Source organism: Erwinia sp. STN24, from assembly GCF_041320675.1.
GTDB lineage: Bacteria > Pseudomonadota > Gammaproteobacteria > Enterobacterales > Enterobacteriaceae > Erwinia > Erwinia aeris.
Map to the genome: position 1 here is coordinate 421,928 of NZ_JBGGPM010000002.1, position 22,084 is coordinate 444,011.

The following is a 22,084-nucleotide window of genomic DNA, read 5'->3' on the forward strand; positions in this document are numbered from 1 at the left end:
CAGACGCAATTAACTGTTATATGAAGGGTCTTATGTCGCGTCAGATACGCTTTTCCTCACAGCCTTGTCAAGGGATGTTCAGGAATAATTGCCAACCTTGATCGCTTCTGCTATTTATAGCGACCTGTTTTTATCCCCTCTGGGGATCGATAGTGCGTGTTATCCAGGAGAAACAACATGCAAGAAGGGCAAACCCGTAAAACCTCGTCCCTGAGTATTCTCGCCATCGCTGGTGTGGAACCCTATCAGGAGAAGCCGGGCGAAGAGTACATGAATGAAGCCCAGCTGGCGCATTTCAAGAAGATCCTTGAAGCCTGGCGTAACCAGCTTCGGGATGAAGTTGATCGCACCGTCACGCATATGCAAGATGAAGCCGCCAACTTCCCCGATCCGGTTGACCGGGCAGCACAGGAAGAAGAATTCAGTCTTGAACTGCGTAACCGTGACCGCGAGCGCAAACTGATCAAAAAGATCGAGAAGACGCTGAAGAAAGTAGAAGATGACGATTTCGGCTACTGCGATTCCTGCGGCGTTGAAATCGGTATCCGTCGCCTTGAAGCACGTCCTACCGCCGATCTTTGCATCGACTGTAAAACGCTGGCGGAAATCCGCGAAAAACAAATGGCCGGTTAATGGCTAATGGATTGTGCAGTGAGGCATCCGCTTCACTGCCTGTCTCTTCTCCGATGTCATCCTGTATCGGGCGCTTCGCCCCATCCCCTTCCGGTGAACTCCACTTCGGCTCGCTGATAGCCGCGCTTGGCAGCTATTTGCAGGCACGCGCGCAGCAGGGCAAATGGCTGGTGCGCATTGAGGATATCGATCCGCCTCGTGAAGTGCCCGGCGCGGCGCGGCGCATTCTTCAGCAGCTGGAGCAGTATGGCCTGCACTGGGATGGCGAGGTGCTCTGGCAGTCGCAGCGTCATGACGCCTATCGGGAAGCGCTGGCCTGGCTGAACCAGCAGGGCCACAGCTATTACTGTACCTGCACGCGCAGCCGCATTCGGCAAATCGGCGGCCTTTACGACGGCTACTGCCGCACGCGACAACGCGGCCCGGATAATGCGGCACTGCGTCTGCGCGTCGATCGCCCCGTATCGCAGTTTACCGATACGCTGCGCGGCGAGGTGATGGCCGACGCCGCGCTGGCGCAGGAAGATTTTATTATTCACCGCCGCGACGGGCTGTTTGCCTATAATCTTGCGGTAGTGGTGGACGATCATTTTCAGGGCGTGACGGAAGTGGTCAGAGGCGCCGACCTGATCGAGCCGACGGTACGGCAGATAACGCTGTACCAGCGCTTTGGCTGGCCGGTGCCGGGCTACCTGCATTTGCCGCTGGCGGTCAACGCCGATGGCAACAAGCTTTCCAAGCAGAATCATGCGCCGCCGCTGCCAGCAGGCGATCCGCGGCCCGTGCTGGTGCAGGCGCTGCGTTTTTTAGGCCAGCCGGTCAGCGAAGGATGGCGCGACGAAATGCCGTCTGTTTTACTGGAAAAAGCGGTCGCCGCATGGGATCTGACCCGCGTGCCGCGCCAGAATATACTGTTGCAGAATGGTTAGTAGAAAGTGAATACGCGCGCCCGCTCTGGCCTGAAAACGAGAGCGAAGCGAGATGAGCATTCTCAAACGCGCCACACTGAGCTATGATTAGCCGCTGTTTTTTATCGCCCAGCTTTAACGTCACTATCGAGGTGTCCCATTTTTACCCGAGTTGCTAATTTTTGCCGAAAAGTTTTGAACCGCGAAGGCGAGGCGCCAGCCGAGGTGCAGGTTGCGCCTAAGATAACCGTGATCCCGCGTGACGGGCACGCTATCTCGCGTAAAGACATCAGTGAAAATGCCCTCAAGGTATTGTACCGACTGAATAAAGCGGGCTATGAGGCTTACCTTGTCGGTGGCGGCGTCCGCGATTTACTGCTGGGCAAAAAACCGAAAGATTTCGACGTGACTACCAACGCCACGCCGGAGCAGATGCGTAAGCTGTTCCGCAACTGCCGTCTGGTCGGCCGCCGTTTTCGCCTCGCTCACGTTATGTTCGGGCCGGAAATCATTGAGGTCGCCACCTTCCGTGGCCATCACGAAGCGGAACAGCCGGAGTCCGATCGCAACAGCTCGCAGCGCGGCCAGAACGGTATGCTGCTGCGCGACAACATTTTCGGCACCATTGAAGATGACGCTCAGCGCCGCGATCTGACTATCAACAGCCTGTATTACAGCGTGGCCGACTTCAGCGTACGCGACTATGTCGGCGGCCTGAACGACCTGCATCAGGGCATTATCCGCCTGATTGGCGATCCGGAAACGCGCTACCGTGAAGATCCCGTGCGAATGCTGCGCGTGATCCGCTTCGCCGCCAAACTGGATATGAGCATCGCCGCCGAAACGGCAGAGCCGATCCCTCGACTGGCAACGCTGCTGCACGATATTCCGCCCGCGCGCCTGTTTGAAGAGACGCTGAAGCTGTTGCAGGCCGGTTATGGCTACACGACCTATTTGCAGCTGCGTGAATATCAGCTGTTCCAGCCGCTCTTCCCGCTGATCACCCGCTACTTTACGGATCAGGGCGACAGCAATATGGAACGCATGGTGGTGCAGGTGCTGAAAAACACCGATAACCGCATTCATAACGATATGCGCGTTAACCCGGCGTTCCTGTTCTCGGCGATGTTCTGGTATCCGCAGCTGGAAGCGGCGCAGAAAATCGCGCAGGAAAGCGGCCTGGCCTACTATGACGCTTTCGCGCTGGCGATGAACGACGTGCTGGATGAAGCGTGCCGCTCGCTGGCTATTCCAAAACGCATTACCACGCTGGTGCGCGATATCTGGCAGCTGCAGCTGCGCCTTTCCCGCCGCCACGGCAAGCGCGCCTGGAAGCTGATGGAGCATCCTAAGTTCCGCGCCGCTTACGACCTGCTGGCGCTGCGCGCCGAAGTAGAGAATAACCAGGAGCTGCTGCGCCTCTCCGCCTGGTGGGGCGAGTTCCAGGTTGCCGCGCCGCCGCAGCAGAAAACGATGCTGAATACGCTTGGCGACGATCCGGTGCCGCGTCGCCGCACCCGCCGTCCGCGCAAGCGCGTGCCTGGCCCTCGTCGCGACGGTAACAGCAGCAACGTATGAGGGCGTATCTCGCCTTAGGCAGCAATCTGGCCGATCCTTTGCATCAGGTGCAGTCCGCGCTTGATGCACTGGCCGGGCTGCCGCAAACCACCCTGCTGGCCACCTCCCCCTTCTACCGCACGCCGCCTTACGGCCCGCCGGATCAGCCCGACTATCTTAATGCCGCCGTGCTGCTGGAAACGGCGCTGCCGCCGGAAACGTTGCTTGATCATACCCAGCGTATTGAGCTGGAACAGGGACGCGTACGTAAGGATGAACGCTGGGGCCCGCGCACGCTGGATCTGGACATCATGCTGTTCGGCGATCTGACGATTAACACGCCGCGTCTGACCGTACCGCACTACGATATGCACAACCGCGCGTTTATGCTGGTGCCGCTGCTCGCCATCGCGCCGGAACTGATTTTGCCGGACGGCACGCCGCTTAAAAAGCTGGTCGCCACGCTGGACTGCCGGGCCATTAAGTCCTGGTAGCCAGGCTACCGCCCTTCCATTAAGATACGCCCACCAGAACACTTTCTCAGAGGTTGTGATGAAACCGACAACGGTCTCCACCCTTCGCCAATGGAAAAAAAGCGGCCGCAAATTCGCTTCTGTTACCGCTTATGACTACAGCTTCGCTCGCCTGTTTGCCGACGAAGGCATCCAGGTCATGCTGGTCGGCGATTCGCTTGGTATGGTCGTTCAGGGCCATGATTCCACGCTGCCCGTCACGCTGGCGGATATCGCCTATCATACCCGTGCGGTGCGCCGCGGCGCGCCTGCCGCGCTGCTGATGGCCGATCTGCCTTTTATGACCTTCGCCACGCCGGAACAGGCTTTTGCCAGCTCGGCGGAGCTGATGCGCGCGGGCGCGAACATGGTGAAAATCGAAGGCGGCGCCTGGCTGAGCGACACCGTGCGCCAGCTGGCCGAACGTGCCGTGCCGGTCTGTGGGCATCTGGGCTTAACGCCGCAGTCGGTCAATATTTTCGGCGGCTATAAAGTGCAGGGTCGCGATAGCGAGGCGGCGGAGACGCTGCTGGCCGACGCGCTGGCGCTGGAAGCGGCCGGCGCGCAAATGCTGGTGCTGGAGTGCGTGCCCGTCGCGCTGGCGCAGCGCGTAACCGAGGCGCTGGCTATTCCGGTGATCGGCATCGGCGCGGGCAACGTGACCGACGGTCAGATCCTGGTGATGCACGACGCCTTCGGCATCACCGGCGGGCATATTCCTAAATTCGTCAAAAATTTCCTGTTGGAAACAGGCGAGATGCGCGCTGCCGTCAGGCAGTATGTAGCGGAAGTCGAAGCGGGAACGTATCCTGCTGAAGAACACAGTTTTTACTGAGACGGGAGCGGCAAGTGCTGATTATTGAAACCTTACCCATGCTGCGGCGTGAGATCCGCCGCTGGCGGCAAGAAGGCAAGCGTATCGCGCTGGTGCCCACGATGGGCAATCTGCACGACGGCCATATGACGCTGGTCGACGAAGCCCGCGCGCGCGCCGATATTGTGGTTACCACTATTTTCGTTAACCCGATGCAGTTTGAGCGCGCTGACGACCTGGCGCGCTATCCGCGCACGCTCCAGGAAGACTGTGAAAAGCTGAACCGCCGCAAGGTGGATCTGGTTTTTGCGCCCGCGCCCGATGATATCTATCCAAAAGGGCTTGGCGAGCAGACATTTGTCGAGGTGCCGGGCCTCTCTTCGCTGCTGGAAGGCGCCAGCCGTCCGGGCCACTTTCGCGGCGTATCGACCATCGTCAGCAAACTGTTTAACCTCGTGCAGCCCGATTTGGCCTGCTTTGGCGAGAAGGATTTCCAGCAGCTGGCGCTGATCCGCAAGATGGTCGCGGATATGGGCTACGATATCGAGATTGTCGGCGTGCCGACGGTGCGCGCGAAAGACGGCCTGGCGCTCAGCTCGCGTAACGGTTATCTGACGCCCGACGAGCGAAAAATCGCGCCCGCGCTGAGCCGCGTCATGAACAGCATGGCGGAAAGGTTGTCCAATGGAGAGCGTCATGTCGATGTGATTATTGCCGATGCGGAAGCCGCGCTGGCCATCCACGGCCTGCGCGCCGACGGACTGGCGATAGTCGATGCTGAAACGCTGCTGCCGCTAACGGTAGAAAGCAAAAGTGCGGTCATCTTGATGGCGGCCTGGCTGGGCAAGGCGCGTCTGATTGATAATCAGCAGGTCGATTTAACGGCATAGCGTGCCGATTATTGCTTATTCACCAGAGGTAAATGATGAACCGTACCATGCTGCAGGGCAAACTCCACCGCGTCAAAGTCACGCAGGCAGATCTGAACTATGAAGGCTCCTGCGCCATTGACCAGGACTTTCTGGATGCTTCCGGCATCCTGCAATATGAAGCGATCGATATCTATAACGTGACTAACGGTCAGCGCTTCTCTACCTATGCTATCTCGGCCGAACGCGGCTCGAAAATTATCTCCGTCAACGGCGCGGCCGCCCGCTGCGCTTGCGAAGGCGATATTCTGATCATTTGCTCTTACGTGACGATGTCGGATGCCGAAGCCCGCGAATGGCAGCCGAAAGTCGCCTACTTTGAAGGCGATAATGTAATGAAGCGTTTGGCGAAAGCGGTGCCGGTGCAGGTCGCTTAATCTACTGGCGGGGGGATGACTCCCCCGCTCTTCTTACCGCCATCGTTCAGACCCCGCCCTTTCCTTTTACTCCCGTTTTCCGGCCCGGCCCTGCTTACTGTTACCCGGCGGCGGCATCTCTGCCTCCCCGGCTGCGGGGCTAGAGGAGGCTGGCGCAGCTGGAGACACCGCCGTTTACCTGGCAGGGTTTGACGCTTCCAGCCCCAGGCACCCCCCTCAGGCTACGCCTGCTTACTTTTGCCCAACGGCTGCATCTCAATTTCTTCGCTCGCTGGCTGCGCGACGGGCCGGGATCCGCCAGGCGCGGCTGAAGGCGGCGTCGTCTGAGCGGCAGGCTTTGAGGTCGAAGCCTGTGGCGCCGTTTGCGCGGCAGGTCGGGTCGGTGCCGTAGTTTGTGACGTCGAGGCCTGGGGTGCCGCCGGAGCGACAGGTCGTGCCGGTGGCGGCGCAGTTTGTGGCGCGGTGGTCTGTCCTGACGCCTGCGCGGCAGGCCGTGACGAAGAAGCCTGAGGGGCTGACGACGGCATCGCCTGCGCGGCTGGCTGTGGCGGAGAAGCAAACTGCTTTTTGATTTGTTCGCCCGCCCACTGATGGGCATTGCTCATGGCGTCAGAAACGTTATTTTTCGCCGTTTTCAGACCGCTGCCAACCGCGTTGCCCGTTTTGACCGCTCCATCGGCTAATGAGATGGCGCCTTCCTTGACCGAGTTTTTGGTTTTCACCGCGGCATCGACGGTCATCTGTCCCACATCTCTTGCCCCTTGCTGTACCACCTCAATAGCCTTATCCCGCACTTCACCGGTTTTCTCCCCAATTACGCTGTTCACGACTTTATCCGCCAAAAAATCTACGGCTTCGTCATTGCGGGTTGGCGCCGGCCCGGCTAACGCGCCTGCGACGCCCTGAAAAGCATAGGCCAGCGCGGCGCCGACAAGGTTAATCGCCTGATCTTTAGCAATCTCTGATGGCGAGGTCAGCTGGCCTGCGCCGAGGCGTCCAAGCGCGTCATCAATCGCGGCGGAGGGGGCAGAACTCACGGCTTCGCTCACGCCTTTATTACGCACAACATTGCGTAAGGCATTGTTTCCGGCCAGCGTCACGGCTAACGCGCCAATTTCCGACACCATATTTCCTGAAGTAATATTCAGCGTTCCCTTAGCATAATTACGGGGCGTTAGTAAGCTAAGCAGCAGCGTTTTCAGCCTTTCCGCGCCTCCGGACGCCATCTGCTGCTTGACGCTGGTAGACTTCAACGCGGTGTATTGCGCTTTCCAGTCGGTGCGTCCCAGCAGGAATTCAGGGCCGTGGGAAGCGCTGAACTTGTTGGTGAGGACGCCGCCCGCCGCGCCTGCTGCCAGACTCAGCACATTGCTGGTATGCGACACCGCCTGAGGATTATTATGCGTCGCCGCGGCTACAGCGCCGACCACGGCATTACGGCCATTGAATCCCTGGCCGCCCAGCGGAGCCAGCTTCAGGCTTTCTCCCAGGCCCTGGCGCTTTTTCAGCACCTCCTGCATTTCCGGCTCCAGCTTTGCGGAATCGGCTGCCAGCCACAGCGTATCCTTTACCGTATCAGCAAATACCTTATCGCCTACGGATTTCATCACCATCGCCGTGGCCCCATCAATCGCCCCCGCCAGCGCTTCCGAACCCGGCGTGGAACCGGCCACGCCTGCGCCTAATTTGAGGGCGCCTGAGGCGTAGCCCGAGATGGCAAAAGGAAACGCTTTTACCGCGTTGCCTGCGGCCTCGCTGATGTAATCCATTTTCTGCGCTTTGGCCATATTTTCGGCAACGCTTTGAGGCGTCTCTCCCATATCATGAAGCTCAGCGGCACGATCCTGTACCAGCGTGTGCAATGCGGTACTGCCGGGAAAATAGTGATTGAGCTGGGTAACTATGTTGTTAATGGCCCGATCGCGCGCAGCGTCTGCCGGTGTGGTAACCGCCGTAGAAGGGCCTGCTCCCCCGGTGCCCCGGGCGCGAGCCTCCTGACTGGAGGTTGCCTGGCCTGAAGAGTGAGTGGCGGTAGTTAAGGTAGAAGGTAATGCATTTACGCCTGCCATAAGTTTGATCCAGAGTTGAGTCAAAGATAACAGGCTTGTGGCCTGCTGATTTATCGTGACAACACCGGCCATACTCACTACCAGTACAACGTGCTCGCGATAGGACTGAGTGGCAACAGGGAGGAAAAAGTTTGCAGCTAAATAAGGTTTTCTTATATTCAGTGATGGACGTCAAATAATGCGGGGATAGAGATCGTGCTATTTGCGGTTACGCTTTCTTCGTTCAGCAACCTTCTCCATGCAGAGAGAAGGCGGTTCAGCCTCCCTTCCCCTTGCGGGAAGAGAGGCTTTTAAGCGTTTAGGTACGCAGCCCTCTTCCGCGCTGGATCAGCCACCAGACCAGAATGTAAAACACCGCGATAAAGCCTACCAGCACCGCCAGCGTAAACACCAGCGGCACGTCGGAGATGCCCAAAAAGCCGAAGCGGAAACCGCTGATCATATAGACGATCGGGTTCAGCTTCGACACCATCTGCCAGAACGGCGGCAGCAGCGTCAGCGAATAGAACACGCCGCCCAGGTAGGTTAACGGCGTCAGCACAAAGGTCGGGATCAGGCTGATGTCGTCAAAGGTTTTAGCGAAGACCGCGTTCAGCAGGCCCGCCAGCGAAAACAGGATCGCCGTCAGCAGCAGCGTTACCGCCACCATCAGCCAGGAGTGCACGTGAAACGGCACAAAGAACAGCGACACCGCGGTCACCAGGATCCCGACGCAGACGCCGCGCGCCACGCCGCCGCCGACATAGCCAGCGATAATGACGTGCGTCGGCACCGGCGCCACCAGCAGCTCTTCAATGTTGCGCTGGAATTTAGAGCTGAAAAAAGAGGACGCTACGTTGGCATAGGCATTGGTGATCACCGCCATCATAATCAGCCCCGGCACGATAAACTGCATATAGCTGAAGCCATGCATATCGCCAATGCGGGAGCCAATCAGGTTGCCGAAGATAATAAAATAGAGCGTCATGGTGATAACCGGCGGCACCAGCGTCTGGATCCAGATGCGGGCAAAACGGTTAATCTCTTTTCCCCAGAGACTTTTCAGGGCAACCCAGTACAGATGTGTCATGCTTTCTCTCCTTTGCGACCGTTTACCAGGTCTACAAACAGCTCCTCAAGGCGGTTAGCCTTGTTGCGCATACTTAATACCTTGACGCCCTGCTGGCTGAGCTGGCTGAAGACGCTGTTCAGCCCCTGCTCGCGCATGACTTCCACCTCCAGCGTTGAGGTATCCACCAGCCGGTACTGGAAGCCTTCCAGCGCCGGCAGTGGGCTTTTTGCCGCCAGATCGAAAATAAAGGTTTCCGATTTCAGCTTCGCCAGCAGCCCTTTCATGGTGGTGTTTTCCACCAGTCGGCCGTGCTGAATAATGCCGATATTGCGGCAAAGCATCTCGGCTTCTTCCAGATAGTGGGTGGTCAGGATGATGGTGGTGCCTTTGGCGTTCAGATCCTGCAAAAAGCTCCACATCGAGCGGCGCAGCTCAATATCCACGCCTGCGGTCGGCTCATCCAGGATCAGCAGCTTTGGCTCGTGCATCAGCGCGCGGGCGATCATCAAGCGGCGTTTCATGCCGCCGGAAAGCATCCGCGCCCGCTCGTTGCGCTTGTCCCACAGATCGAGCTGCTTTAAGTATTTTTCCGCCCTTTGCAGCGCTTCTTTTTTCTCTACGCCGTAAAGGCCCGCCTGGCTGACCACGATTTGCAGCACGGTTTCAAACTGGTTGAAGTTAAACTCCTGCGGCACCAGGCCCAGCTGGCGCTTGGCGTTGACCACATCCTGCTGCAGGTCATAGCCAAACACCCGCACCTTGCCGGCAGTTTTATTCACCAGCGAGCTGATAATACCGATAGTGGTGGATTTGCCCGCGCCGTTGGGGCCAAGCAGCGCATAAAAGTCGCCCGCTTCCACGTTAAGATCGATTCCTTTCAAGGCCTGAACGCCACCCGCATAGGTTTTGGTCAGCTTTTCGAGTTCCAGTGCATAAGTCATAGGTAAAGGATTGCCCTGTTTTGTATGGTTTTCTTGTTTAGCGTTTTCAATCACAGTTTGATGGCCTATATTACTGCCACGCATATCAAGTTATGGCGCTATAAAAATGAAAGATATTGATACTCTCATTAGTAACAACCGCGAGTGGTCTCGCCTGCTGAAAGAAGAGAACCCGGCTTTTTTTGAACGCCTGTCGCTGGCGCAGAAGCCTCGTTTTCTCTGGATTGGCTGTTCCGACAGCCGTGTACCAGCCGAACGTCTGACCGGCCTGGAGCCGGGCGAACTGTTCGTTCATCGCAACGTAGCTAACCTGGTTATTCACACCGATCTGAACTGCCTTTCCGTTGTGCAGTACGCGGTGGAGGTTCTGCAGGTGGAGCACATCATTATCTGCGGCCACTACGGCTGCGGCGGCGTGCAGGCGGCGGTCGAGAACCCGGAACTGGGTCTGATCAACAACTGGCTGCTGCACATCCGCGATCTGTGGTACAAGCATAGTTCGTCATTGAAACAGCTGCCGACGCCGGAGCAGCGTTTTAACAAACTTTGTGAAATCAACGTGATCGAGCAGGTTTATAACCTGGGCCACTCCACCATCATGCAGTCGGCATGGAAACGCGGTCAGAATGTCAAAATTCACGGCTGGGTTTACGGTATTCAGGATGGCCACCTGCACGACCTGGAAGTCGGCGCTTCCAGCATGGACGTGCTTGAAGAGCGTCACCATAAAGGTATCGCTAACGCGCTGAAAGGCTTGCAAAACCCGAGCTGATCTCCGGCCGGATCATATATCAGGCCGGGAAATCCGGCCTTAGTCGATCGTGCGGTGAGCGTTACTCTTCCAGCATCACCACGTGGCCTACGTAAGGCAGATGGCGATAGCGCTGGGCGTAGTCGATGCCGTAGCCCACCACGAATTTATCAGGAATAGTGAAGCCCACGTATTCCACCGGCACTTCCACTTCCCGCCGTTCAGGCTTATCCAGCAGCGTACAAATTGCCAGCGACTTTGGCTCGCGCAGGCGCAGGATTTCCCGCACTTTGCTCAGCGTATTGCCGGAGTCGATAATGTCTTCCACGATCAGCACATCCTTGCCACGGATATCTTCATCCAGATCCTTAAGGATTTTCACATCGCGCGTGGTGGACGTACCGCTGCCGTAGCTGGAAGCCGTCATAAAATCGACCTCGTGCGATACCTCAATCCTGCGGCAGAGATCCGCCATAAACATAAAGGAACCGCGCAGCAGGCCGACCAGCACCATTTCGCTACCGCTGTCGCGGTAGTTTTCGGTGATCTGCTGGCCCAGTTCAGCGATGCGTTTGGCGATCTCTTGCTCGGAGATCATGACTTCTACAGTGTGTTTCATAAATTAGCTTATCTCACTGATTTTATTCAGTTAAACATCATGTAAAGCGTGTATGAAAAGTCGATATTGACACACCGATTGCTGTACGGAGTACCACACAATCCAATACAACGGCGATAGCATGAGAACCTCTTAAGGAGGGGGATTATATCAGGGATGGTTGCCGGATGAACTGAAAGCATGCGAACAAATCGCCGCTTTTGGCCGGCGGCAAAAGCTCAGGGGTTAGATTACCCCTTGTCTTGCATTGCCGATCTCCGAAAAAGGGGGCAATAACTTCCCTGAAGGCCGGTGATGAATGTTTTTAGCTGTGTCCGTTATCAGCGTATCTCAGTACCCGGCTGAAACATGATAAGAAATCAGCGGGGGAAGGAAGATTTTCCCCTGGGCACTACGCAACAAATAAAGCTTTAATTATGGTCAATTTTTATTACTTCCCCATTTTCTTCCAGTCGGTAATCATCGCCATCATACACAACGAAGATAGTCCCCTTATTCTTGCTCTTATCTATTGAAAACACTCTGTTTTTATCAATGCAGTTCTTATCAGTTTGCATATCCTTAAAACATAACCTGTCATACTTGCCCTCTTCTTTATAGCCATCACCAAATAACCAAAAGCTAATGGTGTAATTTCCATATAATGCTGGTTTAGGGATGCCGTAACGGTTTTTTAGCTTATCTTTATTTTTAAGCCACCAGGCTATTTTACCCCGATCGGTAAACGGAACATTTTTTACTATGACATCACTGAAGTTCCCGTCCTCGTGAACGGCAACTATTACCACAGGGCGAAAAAACAACAAAAAAACATAGACCAGTGACGCGCTACCAACCAGTAACAACGTACTCAATAATTTTTTATTAGTTTTCATCACGTCTCCCGGTAATTTCCACAGTGGTTTCCATATTGGTCATAAAGGGTTTAAAGCCAAACAGGTTGTATCGTTGAAGCAAAAACCAGATGCGAAAAAAACGGAACTGATTAAATTTTAACGCTGAAATATCTTCACTATCCAGGCCAAAATGATCCTGTATTTTGTAATTCACAAGCGCGCGGTACCGCTCATTTTCAATATGCAGTGATTTTATAGCGATATGTGTAGCCCATACATCATGTACTGTAATCCCCATTCCGTTAAAACTATCCTGCAACCGATCAAACTTAGGTAATTTCCCTCTAAGGATCGCTTTTGTTAACTCTTTTTTTTGCGCTAAAGGAAAGTAACCCTTTCCCCAGTCTATGTTTTTACCAACGACTTTAGTTAACAAAAGACGCGTATTGTTTTTAGAATTATCATTTAGAATATGCTTTTTTAACGCACTATCCAAAGACGTATCCTGAAAAGGCATACCGTTGCCATTCTGCATATGGGTTATCATTTTTTCAATCAGATGGCTGTAAGGTCCGTAAATGGAAAATGTCCGCGAAAGGTGTCGGAATTCATCAAAGAGGATTTTGGCACATTCTTGCCGGGAAATTTTCTCACCTTCGCTACGGGAGCCATAGAATCTTGATTGAGGTTGATTAAATGGGGTGATTTTGGTCAATGTGTAAGGATTGACTCGGGTGGATACATCGACCAGATGAGACGCTCTTTTCAGCTGAAATTCTGATAAATCGCCACAATGCATATCACTGGCGCTGTAATCTTCCATCCTTTTTTGTGTTTTGAAAATTGTACAGGGAAATTGTAATGCAGACATGGTATCGCTTCCTTGTGGGTTACTCCTGAAAATTTTCAGCTAGATGTAAATCTAGCGCCGCTCAAATCGCCTGTAAACGCCCGTCATTTAAATGAAAAAAAATTAAGAATTTTGCCCGCTTGAGCGGAGTGTATCCGTTTCATACCTTTCCAGCCCGCAAAATCGGAAAAGCAAGATAGCCAAAGGTCTGGGGAATATAGCGCTAATGGAAAGGTCAGCGGCATAGCCAACAGCGTTCCGTTAATTAAAACCAATGAATAGCTTTTCCATTGCTTAATGGACGCTGTCAAAAATTTTTTTGTAAAACCTTTTGCTGGAAAAAATCCTGTCGTCGTTATATTTCATCCCGATCAATCCGTTCATCCCGCCGCTTTTTTTGCTGCTTTTCCTTCAGCGAAGAATAACAGCAACTGAATTTCATGCTAACAGACATATAGCCTTCCGGAAGGCCTGAATATTTTCAGTAAAAGCTTAACGATAGTCCAATAAATTATTTAATAACGTTAAGGCGGTAAGGCTAAGATGCGATCGCTTATTTACCCTCGCTGGTCAGGAGAACCCATGGCGACGCAACACGCAAAAAAAACGCATCTCGGCAATCGTGAACTACAGCCTGAAACGCAAATGCTTAACTACGGTTACGATCCTGCGCTGTCCGAAGGCGCAGTGAAACCGCCCGTGTTCCTGACTTCGACCTTTATTTTTACCAGCGCCGAAGAAGGCCGCGACTTTTTCGATTACGTTTCCGGTCGTCGCGAGCCGCCGGAAGGCGAAGGCAACGGCCTGGTTTACTCACGCTTTAATCATCCCAACAGCGAAATCGTCGAGGATCGGCTGGCGATTTATGAGCGCACCGAAAGCGCGGCGCTGTTCTCTTCGGGCATGTCGGCTATTTCTACCGCCCTGCTGGCCTTTGTCGAGCCAGGCGACGCCATTCTGCATTCGCAGCCTTTATATGGCGGCACCGAAACCCTGCTGACCAAAACTTTTCGTCGGCTGGGCGTGGCGTCGGTCGGGTTTGCCGACGGCGTGGATGAGGCCTCCGTACGGGCAGCGGCAAAAGAGGCAATGAAACAGGGACGCGTATCGATGATCCTCATTGAATCGCCCGCTAACCCTACCAACAGCCTGGTGGATATCGCGCTGATTAAACGCGTGGCTGATGAAATAGCACAGCAGCAGCAGCATCGTCCGATTATTGCCTGTGATAACACGCTGCTCGGGCCGGTCTTTCAGCGTCCAACCGAACACGGCGCGGATCTGTCGCTGTATTCGCTGACTAAATATGTCGGCGGCCATTCCGATTTGATTGCCGGTGCGGTGATGGGCAGCAAGGCGCTGATTAAACAGATTAAAGCGCTGCGCAGCGCGATTGGTACCCAGCTCGATCCGCACTCCTGCTGGATGATCGGCCGCTCGCTGGAAACGCTGTCGCTGCGTATGGAGCGCGCCAACGACAATGCCGCCGCCGTCGCCGCGTTTCTGCAATCGCATCAAAAAATTGAAAAACTGCACTATCTGCCGTTTCTGGAAGCCGGTTCGCCAGCCGCAGAGGTTTATCAACAACAGTGTAGCGGCGCGGGATCGACGTTCTCATTCGACGTGGTCGGCGGCCAGGCGGCTGCCTTTAAGCTGCTGAATGCGCTCCAGCTGTTTAAGCTGGCGGTAAGTCTTGGCGGCACCGAATCACTCGCCAGCCATCCTGCCAGCACCACGCATTCCGGCGTCCCGGCGGAGGTGCGCACGCGTATCGGCATCAATGAGGCTACCGTTCGCGTCTCTATCGGCATCGAAAACAAAGACGATCTGATTGAGGATCTACGCCTGGCGCTGGAAAAGGTGTGACCGTTTTCTTGTAGCAGGTTGTACGCGGCCCCGGCAAAACCGTCAGCCGGGGCCATATATCAGACTGGACTCAGCACTTATGTGCGGCTTTCAGCAATGCGTTGCACGAGGCAGAACCCGCTGCCGTTGGCAGAGAAGAGCCATCCGTCGGAGAGCAAATAGCATCGCTGCTGATGCCAGCCGTAGAGTAATAGCACTGGAAGACTTTGCCCTGAGTAGAGGCATGGAATCTGACCGAGTCGATATCGCTGGTACGTTGCGTGATGATGACTTTATCCGCCGTAGTGCCCAGCGCGAAAGCTGCTTTTTCTTTAATGCTTTCGTCGGTGCGTACCGCATTATCAACCATGCCACAGCCGCTGAGCAGCAGGCTTCCCGCCAATACCGCGCCTAATAATGCTTTCATTTTCATCTTTTTATCCTGGCTTTTTTTAAGAGCGGGGATTGTAACAGGAAATGTTTTTACGTCCAGACCGGGCACCACGCCGTCCGCTCCAATAAAATTTTCTGAAGGAATAACGGACAAATCGCGAAGCAACGACATCTTCCGGCTGGTTTTACCTGCGGTCAGGAGTCCAGGAAAACGCCTACACTTATTGATTCCGCTATGAACCGATCCTGCTGGAGGAGAATCCGTGAAGGTTATTCATCTTAACTGTGGCTGTATGTGTCCCGTTGGCGGCGCGCTTTATGACGGTTTCAGCAAAGGCATCCGGGCGCATCTTGCCTGCCATTGCCTGCTTATCGAAACGGAAAACAGCGGGCTGGTGCTGGTTGATACCGGATTCGGTACGGAAGATATGCGCGCGCCCGGCAGCCGCTTAGCCACTTTTTTCCGCGTGATGAACAATATTCAGCGCAACCCCTCTCTGACAGCGCTGTCGCAAATCCTGGCGCTGGGCTACCAGGCCTCGGACGTTCGCCATATCGTGCTGACCCATCTGGACTTTGACCATGCCGGTGGGCTGACCGATTTTCCGCAGGCGCAAATCCATCTGATGCAGCGGGAAATCGATACTTCCCGGCAGCGCGACAGCTGGCTGGCCCGTTCCCGTTATCGGCCTGGCCAGTGGAGCGGCGTTTCAGGCTGGACGGGTTATCACGCATCCGGTGAAAAGTGGTTTGGCTTTGATGCCGTCACCGGTTTAAAAGGCCTGTCGCCGGAAATATTGCTGATCCCTTTGCCTGGTCATACGCAAGGCCATGCGGGAATAGCGGTGCAGACCGATACCGGCTGGCTGCTGCACGGCGGCGATGCGTGGTTTTATCAGCGCGAGCTTGAGCATCCGCGCCACTGTACGCCGGGGTTGCGGTTTTATCAGTGGTTTATGGCCGCCGATAACGACGTCAGACGCGTTAATCAGCAGCGCCTGCGCGAGCTGGCCCGCCATCACTCTGCGGAAATCAGTTTGTTTTGCAGCCATGATTTCCGCGAGCTGGAGCGGATGATCGCCGGAGGCTCGCCGCCTGACCAAAACCGATAAGCTTTCCGGGCTTTCCCCTGCAAGGGGCTACCTTATGCACTTTTCACCAGGCCAGCGCTGATGGAAGCCGTTATTTTCCTGTGATCCCCATTTTTTTCATTCTGGAAAGCAAGGTAGTCCGTTTCAGCCCCAGACGAACCGCCGCACCGCGCGGCCCGGCGACGACGCCGTTGGTTTCTTTTAATACCTGAATAATGCGCTCGCGTTCATCTTCCCCGCTTAGCGGTGGGGCCGAGGCTTCCGCCGCCAGGCTGGGCACATCGGCGATCGGCAGCGGATAATTCAGCTCAGGAAGCTGTAAATCCAGCACGCTGCCGCGCGTCAGCAGCACCGCACGCTCAATCACGTTTTCCAGCTCACGCACGTTGCCCGGCCACGGCATACGGCTGAGCAACCTCAACGTTTCTGCCGGAATGCTGTCGATAGTCCGCTTCATACGGCGGGAAATTTTATAGGTCAGGAACTTCACCAGCTGCGGAATATCCTCCGGACGTTCGCGCAGCGGCGGGATCACAATGGGGAAGACGTTTAACCGATAATAGAGATCGCTACGGAAAGCCCTGTCGGCCACCATCTGGCTCAGATCGCGGTTAGTCGCCGCGATTATCCGCACGTTTACGGAAATTTGCTTGCTTCCGCCGACCCGTTCAAATTCCTGCTCCTGGAGGATCCGCAACAGCTTGGGCTGCAGTTCTAAAGGAATTTCACCCACCTCGTCCAGAAACAGCGTCCCCTGATCGGCCAGCTCAAAACGGCCCATACGCTGAGCCGTCGCGCCGGTGAACGCGCCTTTCTCATGGCCAAACAGCTCGCTTTCCATCAGGCCGGCGGGCATTGCCGCACAGTTCATCTTTACCATGCGTTTGTCACGCCGATCGCCCAGGTTATGTATCGCCCTGGCAATCAGCTCTTTGCCCGTGCCGGTTTCACCAAGGATCAATACAGAACAGTCACTTTTCGCCACAATTTCGACCTGTTTCAGCACTTTTGACATACTGGCGCTTCGCCCAACGATATCGCTGAAATCGGGATTGTGGCTGTTGATCTGCTCGGTCAGATAAAGATTTTCATGCTGTAGCTTCTCCTTCAGGCTCTTGATCTCCTGATAGGCCAGCGCGTTATCTACCGCGATGCCGATGCGCTCGGCAATCTGCTGCAACACCCTCAGGTTGGCGGGCGTAAAGTTGTCGGGCTGCGTCTTGGCCAGTTTCAGCACGCCCAGCGTTTTGTCTTTAAAACGCAGCGGCAGAATACATAACGTTTTGACCTGATTAGGCCACAGCTGCTGAAACAGGGCGTTTTGCACCTTCTCCTGCCCTTTTGCGGGCGGCACGTTGATCAGCAGGCTTTCACCGCTTTTCATCACCTGCTCTTCCAGCGTGCCGACCAGCGTGATGCGGGACTGTTCACGCTCCGCGACGTGCGCCTCTATATAGTGAGTGGTGTAAACATTTGCCTGCTCGCTCGTTTTATCCACGTCGCACAGTACGATGCTGATGGCGTTGATATGAAAAAAGTGGTGGATCGTTTTGGCAATTTCACCGGTCAGTTCATCCAGATCCAGGCGGGAAATGACTGCGTTAGTAATATCGACCAAAAGACGAAAATCATCCCGTTCATGACGCAACAGCGACTGCTGTAGCTGGGCATTCTCATGCAGCTGGATCTGTTCAACCGCCACGGCAGCCAGCAGGCACAGCTCATTCAGCGCCTTTTTATCTTCAACAGTAAACGCCTGGCCGTTCTGACGCATAAATTCGCAGCCGCCCAGCACGCCGGACGGCCCTGTTAGCGGCACCAGGCAGTAGTCGGTAAACGGCGGATAAAGATCCAGCGCGGCCAGCTGCGGATAATGCCGATGCAGCGCTTCACCACGCCAGACCTGCGTGCTTGCCGTTTTACGCAGTGAATGCACCGGGCCGCTTGCCAGCAGCGTCTCATCCTCATACACAATCGGCTGATGCATCGCATCGGTGCCGTAAAAATGGACGCGGGCATTGTTGCCGAACAGCAGCAGCGTGACGGCTTCTGCCATATTCACGCGCTGTACCACCTGGGTCAGGGCTTGCAACAGCGAGCTCATGGTTTGCTGCCGCAGCAGGGTTCGCGTCAGCGTCAACAATCCTTCTTGTTTGGTGTTGCTTAGAGTGGCAGTTTGCATAGCTTTACCCTGGATAACCTCTGATAAGAAAGAGAATTGCGCAAAGAAAGTCAGATCCGATACGCTTTTATTAAGGTCAACAAATGCGCGGCAAAGGCTCTGCATGGGGTAACATCAGCTGGCGCGAAACCCCCAGCGCGCCGCGTAAGCAGACCTGCGGATTTGCCGTCATCTCGCCGATAGTGACCGCATCCGCGCCCAGCGGATGATTGCGCAACACGCTTAACACCTGCTGCTCTGCCCGGGCGGAAACCGCCAGCACCAGCTTGCCTTCGTTAGCGAAATTCAGCGCCTCCAGCCCCAGCAGTTCACAAATCCCTCTTACCGCAGGCTTTACCGGCAGGGCATTTTCCTCTATTGAGATACCCAACCCGCTGGCCCCGGCGAACTCGTGCAGGACAGCATTGACGCCGCCGCGCGTGGCGTCGCGCAGCGCGTGCACGCCGGGCAGCAAACGCAGCGGCGCAATCAGGGGAGCTAACACCGCACAGTCGCTCTGCACGTCCAAATCCATTCCCAACTGCTCGCGCAGATTCAGAATAGTGGCGCCATGGTCGCCAAGCGTACCGCTCACCAGGATCTTGTCTCCTGGCTGAACGGTGCTGGCCGCCCATTTCACCGCCGTTGGGATCGCACCGATCCCTGCCGTGTTAATAAAGATCTTATCGGCTGCGCCACGCTGAACTACCTTGGTATCACCGGTAACGATAGCGATGCCAGCCTGCTGCGCGGTCTGCGCCATGGCACTGACGATGCTCTGCAAATCGTCAAGCGGCAGGCCCTCTTCCAGGATAAAACCACAGGAGAGGTAAGTGGGTATGGCGCCGCAGACCGCCAGATCGTTCGCTGTACCGCAGACCGCCAGCTTGCCGATATTGCCGCCAGGAAAGAAAATGGGATCGATAACATAGCTGTCGGTGGAAAAAGCCAGCCGGTCGCCCTGACGGGTAAAATCGGCCAGCGACAGCCGGGCGCCGTCTTCCCGCTCGTTAAGCCAGGGATTATCAAACGCCTGCAGAAACATCCGTTCAATCATCTGCTGCATGGCGCGGCCGCCGCTGCCGTGCGCCATCGTTACGGTTTGTGCCGTCATTCGGTTACCCTCGTAGCTGCCCCTGGCGGAACTTCCGCCGGGGTTTCCTGGTGCCGATACTGGTACCAGGCGGCGCAGGCGCCTTCGGAAGAAACCATCAGCGCACCAAAGGCGTTATGCGGCGTGCAGGCGGTACCGAACAGCGGGCACTGGTGCGGTTTACAACGTCCTGTGAGCACATCGCCACAGCGCGCCTGGGGATGATCGGCGACGGCGTATGTGCCCGGTGTAAAGCGCCGTTCGGCGTCAAAACCGGCATAGGCTTCGGTCAGCGAAATAGCGGATGCCTCAATCAGCCCCAGTCCGCGCCACTCGCTGCTGCCGGCAAGCTGAAAGACTTCCCGTATCGCCCGCTGCGCCAGCAGGTTCCCCTCTTCCGGCACCACGCGTCGATATTGGTTTTCTGTTTTACAGCCTGACTCGCACACCTGCTCCACCAGCATCAGGACGCTTTGCAGTATATCCAGCGGCTCAAACCCACTGACCACCAGCGGCTTGCCAAATTGCTGATGGATAAACCGGTATGGTGCGGTTCCGGTGATCATGGTGACGTGGCCGGGCGCCAGAAACGCGTCAATTCGAACATCGTCCTGCTGCAGCAGGCTGCGTAAGGTGGGCATCAGGCTGATATGCTGACAAAACACGCTGAAATTGCCGAGCCGCTGCCGCTTTGCCTGTTGCAGCGTAACGGCAGTAACCGGCATGGTGGTTTCAAAGCCCAGCGCAAAAAAGACCACCTGCCGCCGGGGATTTTCCCGCGCCAGCTTAAGCGCATCGAGCGGCGAGTAAACCACGCGGACGTCCGCGCCGCGCTCGCGGGCCTGTAACAGCGAGCCTTGCTTGCCCGGCACGCGCAGCGCATCGCCAAAGGTACAAAAAATGACGTCTGGCCGGGCGGCAATCTCACAGCAGGCATCGATTCTGCCCATAGGCAGCACGCAGACCGGACAGCCCGGCCCGTGGATAAACTCCAGCGGTGGCGGCAGCAGCTTATCCAGGCCGAATTTAAAAATGGCATGGGTATGCCCGCCGCACACCTCCATTATCCGCATCGGTTTTTCTGCGGTAAAAGGCAGCCGCGTCGCCTGCTGGTTAAGCCGTTCAAGCAGCTTCTTCGCCAGCGCCGGATCGCGAAACTCATCAACAAAACGCATATTTTACCTCTCACCCGCCAGGAACAGCGCCACGTCGGCTTCCAGCTCTTCCATGGCATGAAGGGCGGCCAGCGTCTCCTGCGCTTCCTGCTCGTTCAGCCGGGCCAGCGCAAAACCCACGTGGATCAGCACCCAGCTTCCGAGCAAGGCCTCGCGGTTATCGCCACAGACCAGGGCGATATTGACTTCGCGACGCAGGCCGCAGACCTCAGCCCAGGCATGATCGCTGTGCTGTTCATGCAGCGCGACAATCTGCCCCGGAATGCCTATGCACATTGCTGTTGCTCCAGCCATGCCAGCCAGCGCGCCATGCCTTCTCCGGTGGTGGCCGACAGCTGAATGACGTCAATCTGTGGATTGACCAGCCGCGCGTTAGCGATACAGGCTTCAACGTCAAAATTCAGGTAAGGCAGCAGGTCGATTTTATTCAGGATCATCAGGCGCGACGCTGCGAACATATGGGGATATTTCAGCGGCTTGTCTTCCCCTTCCGTGACCGACAGTACCGCCACTTTGCAATGCTCCCCAAGATCGAAACTGGCCGGGCACACCAGATTGCCGACGTTTTCGATAAACAGCAGGCTGTGGTTTTCAGGAGCCAGCTGATGTACCGCCTGATGCACCATTTGCGCATCCAGGTGACAGCCTTTGCCGGTGTTGACCTGAATCGCCGGGACGCCGGTCGCGCGGATGCGCTCGGCATCGTTAGCGGTTTGCTGATCGCCCTCGATAACGGCGCACGCTTGCAGCGGCGCAAGGCGCAGCAGAGTGTTCGTCAGCAGGGTTGTTTTACCCGAACCGGGGCTGGAAACCAGATTCAGCGCCAGAATGGACGCGGCGGCAAAATGCTCGCGATTATGCGCGGCGATGTGGTTATTTTTTGCCAGGACTTCGGTTTCTATATCGACCAGACGGCGCGGCGCATAAGGCAGCCCATGGGCGCGCTCCTGATGGCTGTGAGCATGGCCGCCGTGGTGATGGCAATGGCCGCCGCCATCGTGAGAATGCAAGGCGTCGCCGCTCACGCCTTCAATACGAAGCTCGCCGCTGGCACAGCCGCAGGTACTGCACATAATTTTCTCCCCGGGCGCTGGCCCGCTATTCAATTTCGATACGTTTAATTTTCATGCCGTCATCCGCAATCACCCGCAGACGACGTCCGCCACAGTCCGGGCAGAGCAGCACGCCCGCCATCAATAAGGTGATATCGCGCTGGCAGTCGTGACACCAGCTGACCGCCGCTGGCGTATCAAGATGCAGATCGCAGCCTTCCGCCAGCGTTTGCCGACAGGCCAGGTCGAAACAGAAGCGCAGCGCTTCGGGCTCGACACAGGAAAACGCGCCGACTTCCAACCATACGGAGGTAATACGTCGGGCATGATGACGCAGGGCAAACTGCTGCATTATTTCTACGGCGTTTTGACACAAAGTAATTTCGTGCATTGCCTTTCTCCTCGGATGCTGAGGAGTAATTTGCAA

The 22,084-nt window shown here is 55.9% G+C and carries 23 protein-coding genes; 10 read left to right on the plus strand and 13 right to left on the minus strand.

The features are described from left to right. The first annotated feature begins 177 nt into the window (after positions 1-177). The 7 genes from dksA (at position 178) to panD (ending at position 5,730) form a co-directional block, all read left to right on the plus strand. The gene (gene dksA, locus ACA373_RS12250) at positions 178-633 is read left to right on the plus strand and encodes an RNA polymerase-binding protein DksA (protein ID WP_125289067.1); all 456 of its coding nucleotides are present in this window, start codon (positions 178-180) and stop codon (positions 631-633) included. Between the two features lie 53 nt (positions 634-686). Beyond that, positions 687-1,562: a tRNA glutamyl-Q(34) synthetase GluQRS gene (gene gluQRS, locus ACA373_RS12255; RefSeq protein WP_370734586.1), complete on the plus strand. Its 876-nt coding sequence runs from the start codon at positions 687-689 to the stop codon at positions 1,560-1,562. Positions 1,563-1,700: 138 nt separating this feature from the next. After that, complete coding sequence (pcnB, locus tag ACA373_RS12260; protein WP_253461107.1) at positions 1,701-3,119, plus strand: polynucleotide adenylyltransferase PcnB; 1,419 nt, start codon at positions 1,701-1,703, stop codon at positions 3,117-3,119. Next, entirely contained in the window at positions 3,116-3,592 is a 477-nt protein-coding gene (folK, locus tag ACA373_RS12265; protein WP_370734557.1) for a 2-amino-4-hydroxy-6-hydroxymethyldihydropteridine diphosphokinase, read from the plus strand. The genes pcnB and folK overlap by 4 nt, the downstream gene beginning before the upstream one ends. 58 nt (positions 3,593-3,650) lie before the next feature. Beyond that, positions 3,651-4,445, plus strand: a complete 795-nt coding sequence (gene panB / locus ACA373_RS12270) for a 3-methyl-2-oxobutanoate hydroxymethyltransferase (protein WP_253455213.1) — start codon at positions 3,651-3,653, stop codon at positions 4,443-4,445. A gap of 14 nt (positions 4,446-4,459) precedes the next feature. Then, entirely contained in the window at positions 4,460-5,314 is an 855-nt protein-coding gene (gene panC, locus ACA373_RS12275; RefSeq protein ID WP_301251383.1) for a pantoate--beta-alanine ligase, read from the plus strand. A 35-nt stretch (positions 5,315-5,349) separates the two neighbouring features. Continuing rightward, positions 5,350-5,730 (plus strand): aspartate 1-decarboxylase, encoded by a 381-nt coding sequence (gene panD / locus ACA373_RS12280; RefSeq protein ID WP_370734587.1) that lies wholly within the window; start codon positions 5,350-5,352, stop codon positions 5,728-5,730. Between the two features lie 221 nt (positions 5,731-5,951). Here panD and ACA373_RS12285 read toward each other — a convergent pair whose 3' ends face one another. From ACA373_RS12285 to ACA373_RS12295, 3 genes are all read right to left on the minus strand, one after another. Next, positions 5,952-7,799, minus strand: coding sequence for a hypothetical protein (locus ACA373_RS12285; RefSeq protein WP_370734558.1), 1,848 nt, complete (start codon positions 7,797-7,799; stop codon positions 5,952-5,954). A gap of 298 nt (positions 7,800-8,097) precedes the next feature. Continuing rightward, positions 8,098-8,868 carry an ABC transporter permease gene (locus ACA373_RS12290; RefSeq protein WP_125289061.1) on the minus strand — a complete coding sequence of 257 codons (771 nt, stop codon included), beginning with the start codon at positions 8,866-8,868 and terminating at the stop codon, positions 8,098-8,100. Further along, entirely contained in the window at positions 8,865-9,791 is a 927-nt protein-coding gene (locus tag ACA373_RS12295; RefSeq protein WP_253455216.1) for an ABC transporter ATP-binding protein, read from the minus strand. Before ACA373_RS12295 ends, ACA373_RS12290 begins: the two co-directional genes overlap by 4 nt. 106 nt (positions 9,792-9,897) lie before the next feature. Here ACA373_RS12295 and can point away from each other — a divergent pair, with 106 nt between their 5' ends. Further along, entirely contained in the window at positions 9,898-10,563 is a 666-nt protein-coding gene (can, locus tag ACA373_RS12300; protein ID WP_253455217.1) for a carbonate dehydratase, read from the plus strand. A gap of 61 nt (positions 10,564-10,624) precedes the next feature. On the opposite strand, the gene hpt is transcribed toward can, so the two are convergent. The 3 genes from hpt to ACA373_RS12315 all read right to left on the minus strand — a co-directional run bounded on the left by hpt (position 10,625) and on the right by ACA373_RS12315 (position 12,868). Further along, complete coding sequence (gene hpt, locus ACA373_RS12305; protein ID WP_301251385.1) at positions 10,625-11,161, minus strand: hypoxanthine phosphoribosyltransferase; 537 nt, start codon at positions 11,159-11,161, stop codon at positions 10,625-10,627. A gap of 410 nt (positions 11,162-11,571) precedes the next feature. Further along, a complete protein-coding gene (locus ACA373_RS12310) occupies positions 11,572-12,036 on the minus strand; it encodes a DUF943 family protein (protein WP_370734559.1) in 465 nt (154 codons plus the stop codon). Then, on the minus strand, positions 12,026-12,868 hold the full coding sequence (locus ACA373_RS12315) for a YPO3983 family protein (protein ID WP_370734560.1): 843 nt from the start codon (positions 12,866-12,868) through the stop codon (positions 12,026-12,028). Before ACA373_RS12315 ends, ACA373_RS12310 begins: the two co-directional genes overlap by 11 nt. Positions 12,869-13,429: 561 nt before the next feature. Here ACA373_RS12315 and ACA373_RS12320 point away from each other — a divergent pair. Next, positions 13,430-14,713 carry a cystathionine gamma-synthase family protein gene (locus ACA373_RS12320; protein WP_253455219.1) on the plus strand — a complete coding sequence of 428 codons (1,284 nt, stop codon included), beginning with the start codon at positions 13,430-13,432 and terminating at the stop codon, positions 14,711-14,713. Between the two features lie 70 nt (positions 14,714-14,783). On the opposite strand, the gene ACA373_RS12325 is transcribed toward ACA373_RS12320, so the two are convergent. After that, positions 14,784-15,125, minus strand: coding sequence for a hypothetical protein (locus tag ACA373_RS12325; protein ID WP_253455220.1), 342 nt, complete (start codon positions 15,123-15,125; stop codon positions 14,784-14,786). 223 nt (positions 15,126-15,348) lie between these two features. Here ACA373_RS12325 and ACA373_RS12330 point away from each other — a divergent pair, with 223 nt between their 5' ends. Beyond that, entirely contained in the window at positions 15,349-16,197 is an 849-nt protein-coding gene (locus ACA373_RS12330) for an MBL fold metallo-hydrolase (protein WP_370734561.1), read from the plus strand. Between the two features lie 70 nt (positions 16,198-16,267). Here ACA373_RS12330 and flhA read toward each other — a convergent pair whose 3' ends face one another. The 6 genes from flhA to hypA all read right to left on the minus strand — a co-directional run bounded on the left by flhA (position 16,268) and on the right by hypA (position 22,048). Next, on the minus strand, positions 16,268-18,358 hold the full coding sequence (gene flhA / locus ACA373_RS12335; protein ID WP_253455222.1) for a formate hydrogenlyase transcriptional activator FlhA: 2,091 nt from the start codon (positions 18,356-18,358) through the stop codon (positions 16,268-16,270). 76 nt (positions 18,359-18,434) lie between these two features. After that, on the minus strand, positions 18,435-19,451 hold the full coding sequence (gene hypE / locus ACA373_RS12340; RefSeq protein ID WP_301251393.1) for a hydrogenase expression/formation protein HypE: 1,017 nt from the start codon (positions 19,449-19,451) through the stop codon (positions 18,435-18,437). Then, positions 19,448-20,605, minus strand: a complete 1,158-nt coding sequence (hypD, locus tag ACA373_RS12345; protein ID WP_301251395.1) for a hydrogenase formation protein HypD — start codon at positions 20,603-20,605, stop codon at positions 19,448-19,450. The genes hypE and hypD overlap by 4 nt, the downstream gene beginning before the upstream one ends. Positions 20,606-20,608: 3 nt before the next feature. After that, positions 20,609-20,881 (minus strand): HypC/HybG/HupF family hydrogenase formation chaperone, encoded by a 273-nt coding sequence (hypC, locus tag ACA373_RS12350; protein WP_253455225.1) that lies wholly within the window; start codon positions 20,879-20,881, stop codon positions 20,609-20,611. Beyond that, positions 20,872-21,678: a hydrogenase nickel incorporation protein HypB gene (hypB, locus tag ACA373_RS12355; protein ID WP_370734562.1), complete on the minus strand. Its 807-nt coding sequence runs from the start codon at positions 21,676-21,678 to the stop codon at positions 20,872-20,874. The genes hypC and hypB overlap by 10 nt, the downstream gene beginning before the upstream one ends. 25 nt (positions 21,679-21,703) lie before the next feature. Further along, a complete protein-coding gene (hypA, locus tag ACA373_RS12360) occupies positions 21,704-22,048 on the minus strand; it encodes a hydrogenase maturation nickel metallochaperone HypA (RefSeq protein ID WP_253455227.1) in 345 nt (114 codons plus the stop codon). Positions 22,049-22,084: the final 36 nt, after the last annotated feature.

Coding starts and splice junctions, on each gene's coding strand:
- dksA (WP_125289067.1), top strand. CDS start 178: ATGCAAGAAGGGCAAACCCGTAAAACCTCGTCCCTGAGTATTCTCGCC.
- gluQRS (WP_370734586.1), top strand. CDS start 687: ATGTCATCCTGTATCGGGCGCTTCGCCCCATCCCCTTCCGGTGAACTC.
- folK (WP_370734557.1), top strand. CDS start 3,116: ATGAGGGCGTATCTCGCCTTAGGCAGCAATCTGGCCGATCCTTTGCAT.
- panB (WP_253455213.1), top strand. CDS start 3,651: ATGAAACCGACAACGGTCTCCACCCTTCGCCAATGGAAAAAAAGCGGC.
- panD (WP_370734587.1), top strand. CDS start 5,350: ATGAACCGTACCATGCTGCAGGGCAAACTCCACCGCGTCAAAGTCACG.
- ACA373_RS12285 (WP_370734558.1), bottom strand. CDS start 7,799: ATGGCAGGCGTAAATGCATTACCTTCTACCTTAACTACCGCCACTCAC.
- ACA373_RS12290 (WP_125289061.1), bottom strand. CDS start 8,868: ATGACACATCTGTACTGGGTTGCCCTGAAAAGTCTCTGGGGAAAAGAG.
- ACA373_RS12295 (WP_253455216.1), bottom strand. CDS start 9,791: ATGACTTATGCACTGGAACTCGAAAAGCTGACCAAAACCTATGCGGGT.
- can (WP_253455217.1), top strand. CDS start 9,898: ATGAAAGATATTGATACTCTCATTAGTAACAACCGCGAGTGGTCTCGC.
- hpt (WP_301251385.1), bottom strand. CDS start 11,161: ATGAAACACACTGTAGAAGTCATGATCTCCGAGCAAGAGATCGCCAAA.
- ACA373_RS12310 (WP_370734559.1), bottom strand. CDS start 12,036: ATGAAAACTAATAAAAAATTATTGAGTACGTTGTTACTGGTTGGTAGC.
- ACA373_RS12315 (WP_370734560.1), bottom strand. CDS start 12,868: ATGTCTGCATTACAATTTCCCTGTACAATTTTCAAAACACAAAAAAGG.
- ACA373_RS12320 (WP_253455219.1), top strand. CDS start 13,430: ATGGCGACGCAACACGCAAAAAAAACGCATCTCGGCAATCGTGAACTA.
- ACA373_RS12325 (WP_253455220.1), bottom strand. CDS start 15,125: ATGAAAATGAAAGCATTATTAGGCGCGGTATTGGCGGGAAGCCTGCTG.
- flhA (WP_253455222.1), bottom strand. CDS start 18,358: ATGCAAACTGCCACTCTAAGCAACACCAAACAAGAAGGATTGTTGACG.
- hypE (WP_301251393.1), bottom strand. CDS start 19,451: ATGACGGCACAAACCGTAACGATGGCGCACGGCAGCGGCGGCCGCGCC.
- hypD (WP_301251395.1), bottom strand. CDS start 20,605: ATGCGTTTTGTTGATGAGTTTCGCGATCCGGCGCTGGCGAAGAAGCTG.
- hypC (WP_253455225.1), bottom strand. CDS start 20,881: ATGTGCATAGGCATTCCGGGGCAGATTGTCGCGCTGCATGAACAGCAC.
- hypB (WP_370734562.1), bottom strand. CDS start 21,678: ATGTGCAGTACCTGCGGCTGTGCCAGCGGCGAGCTTCGTATTGAAGGC.
- hypA (WP_253455227.1), bottom strand. CDS start 22,048: ATGCACGAAATTACTTTGTGTCAAAACGCCGTAGAAATAATGCAGCAG.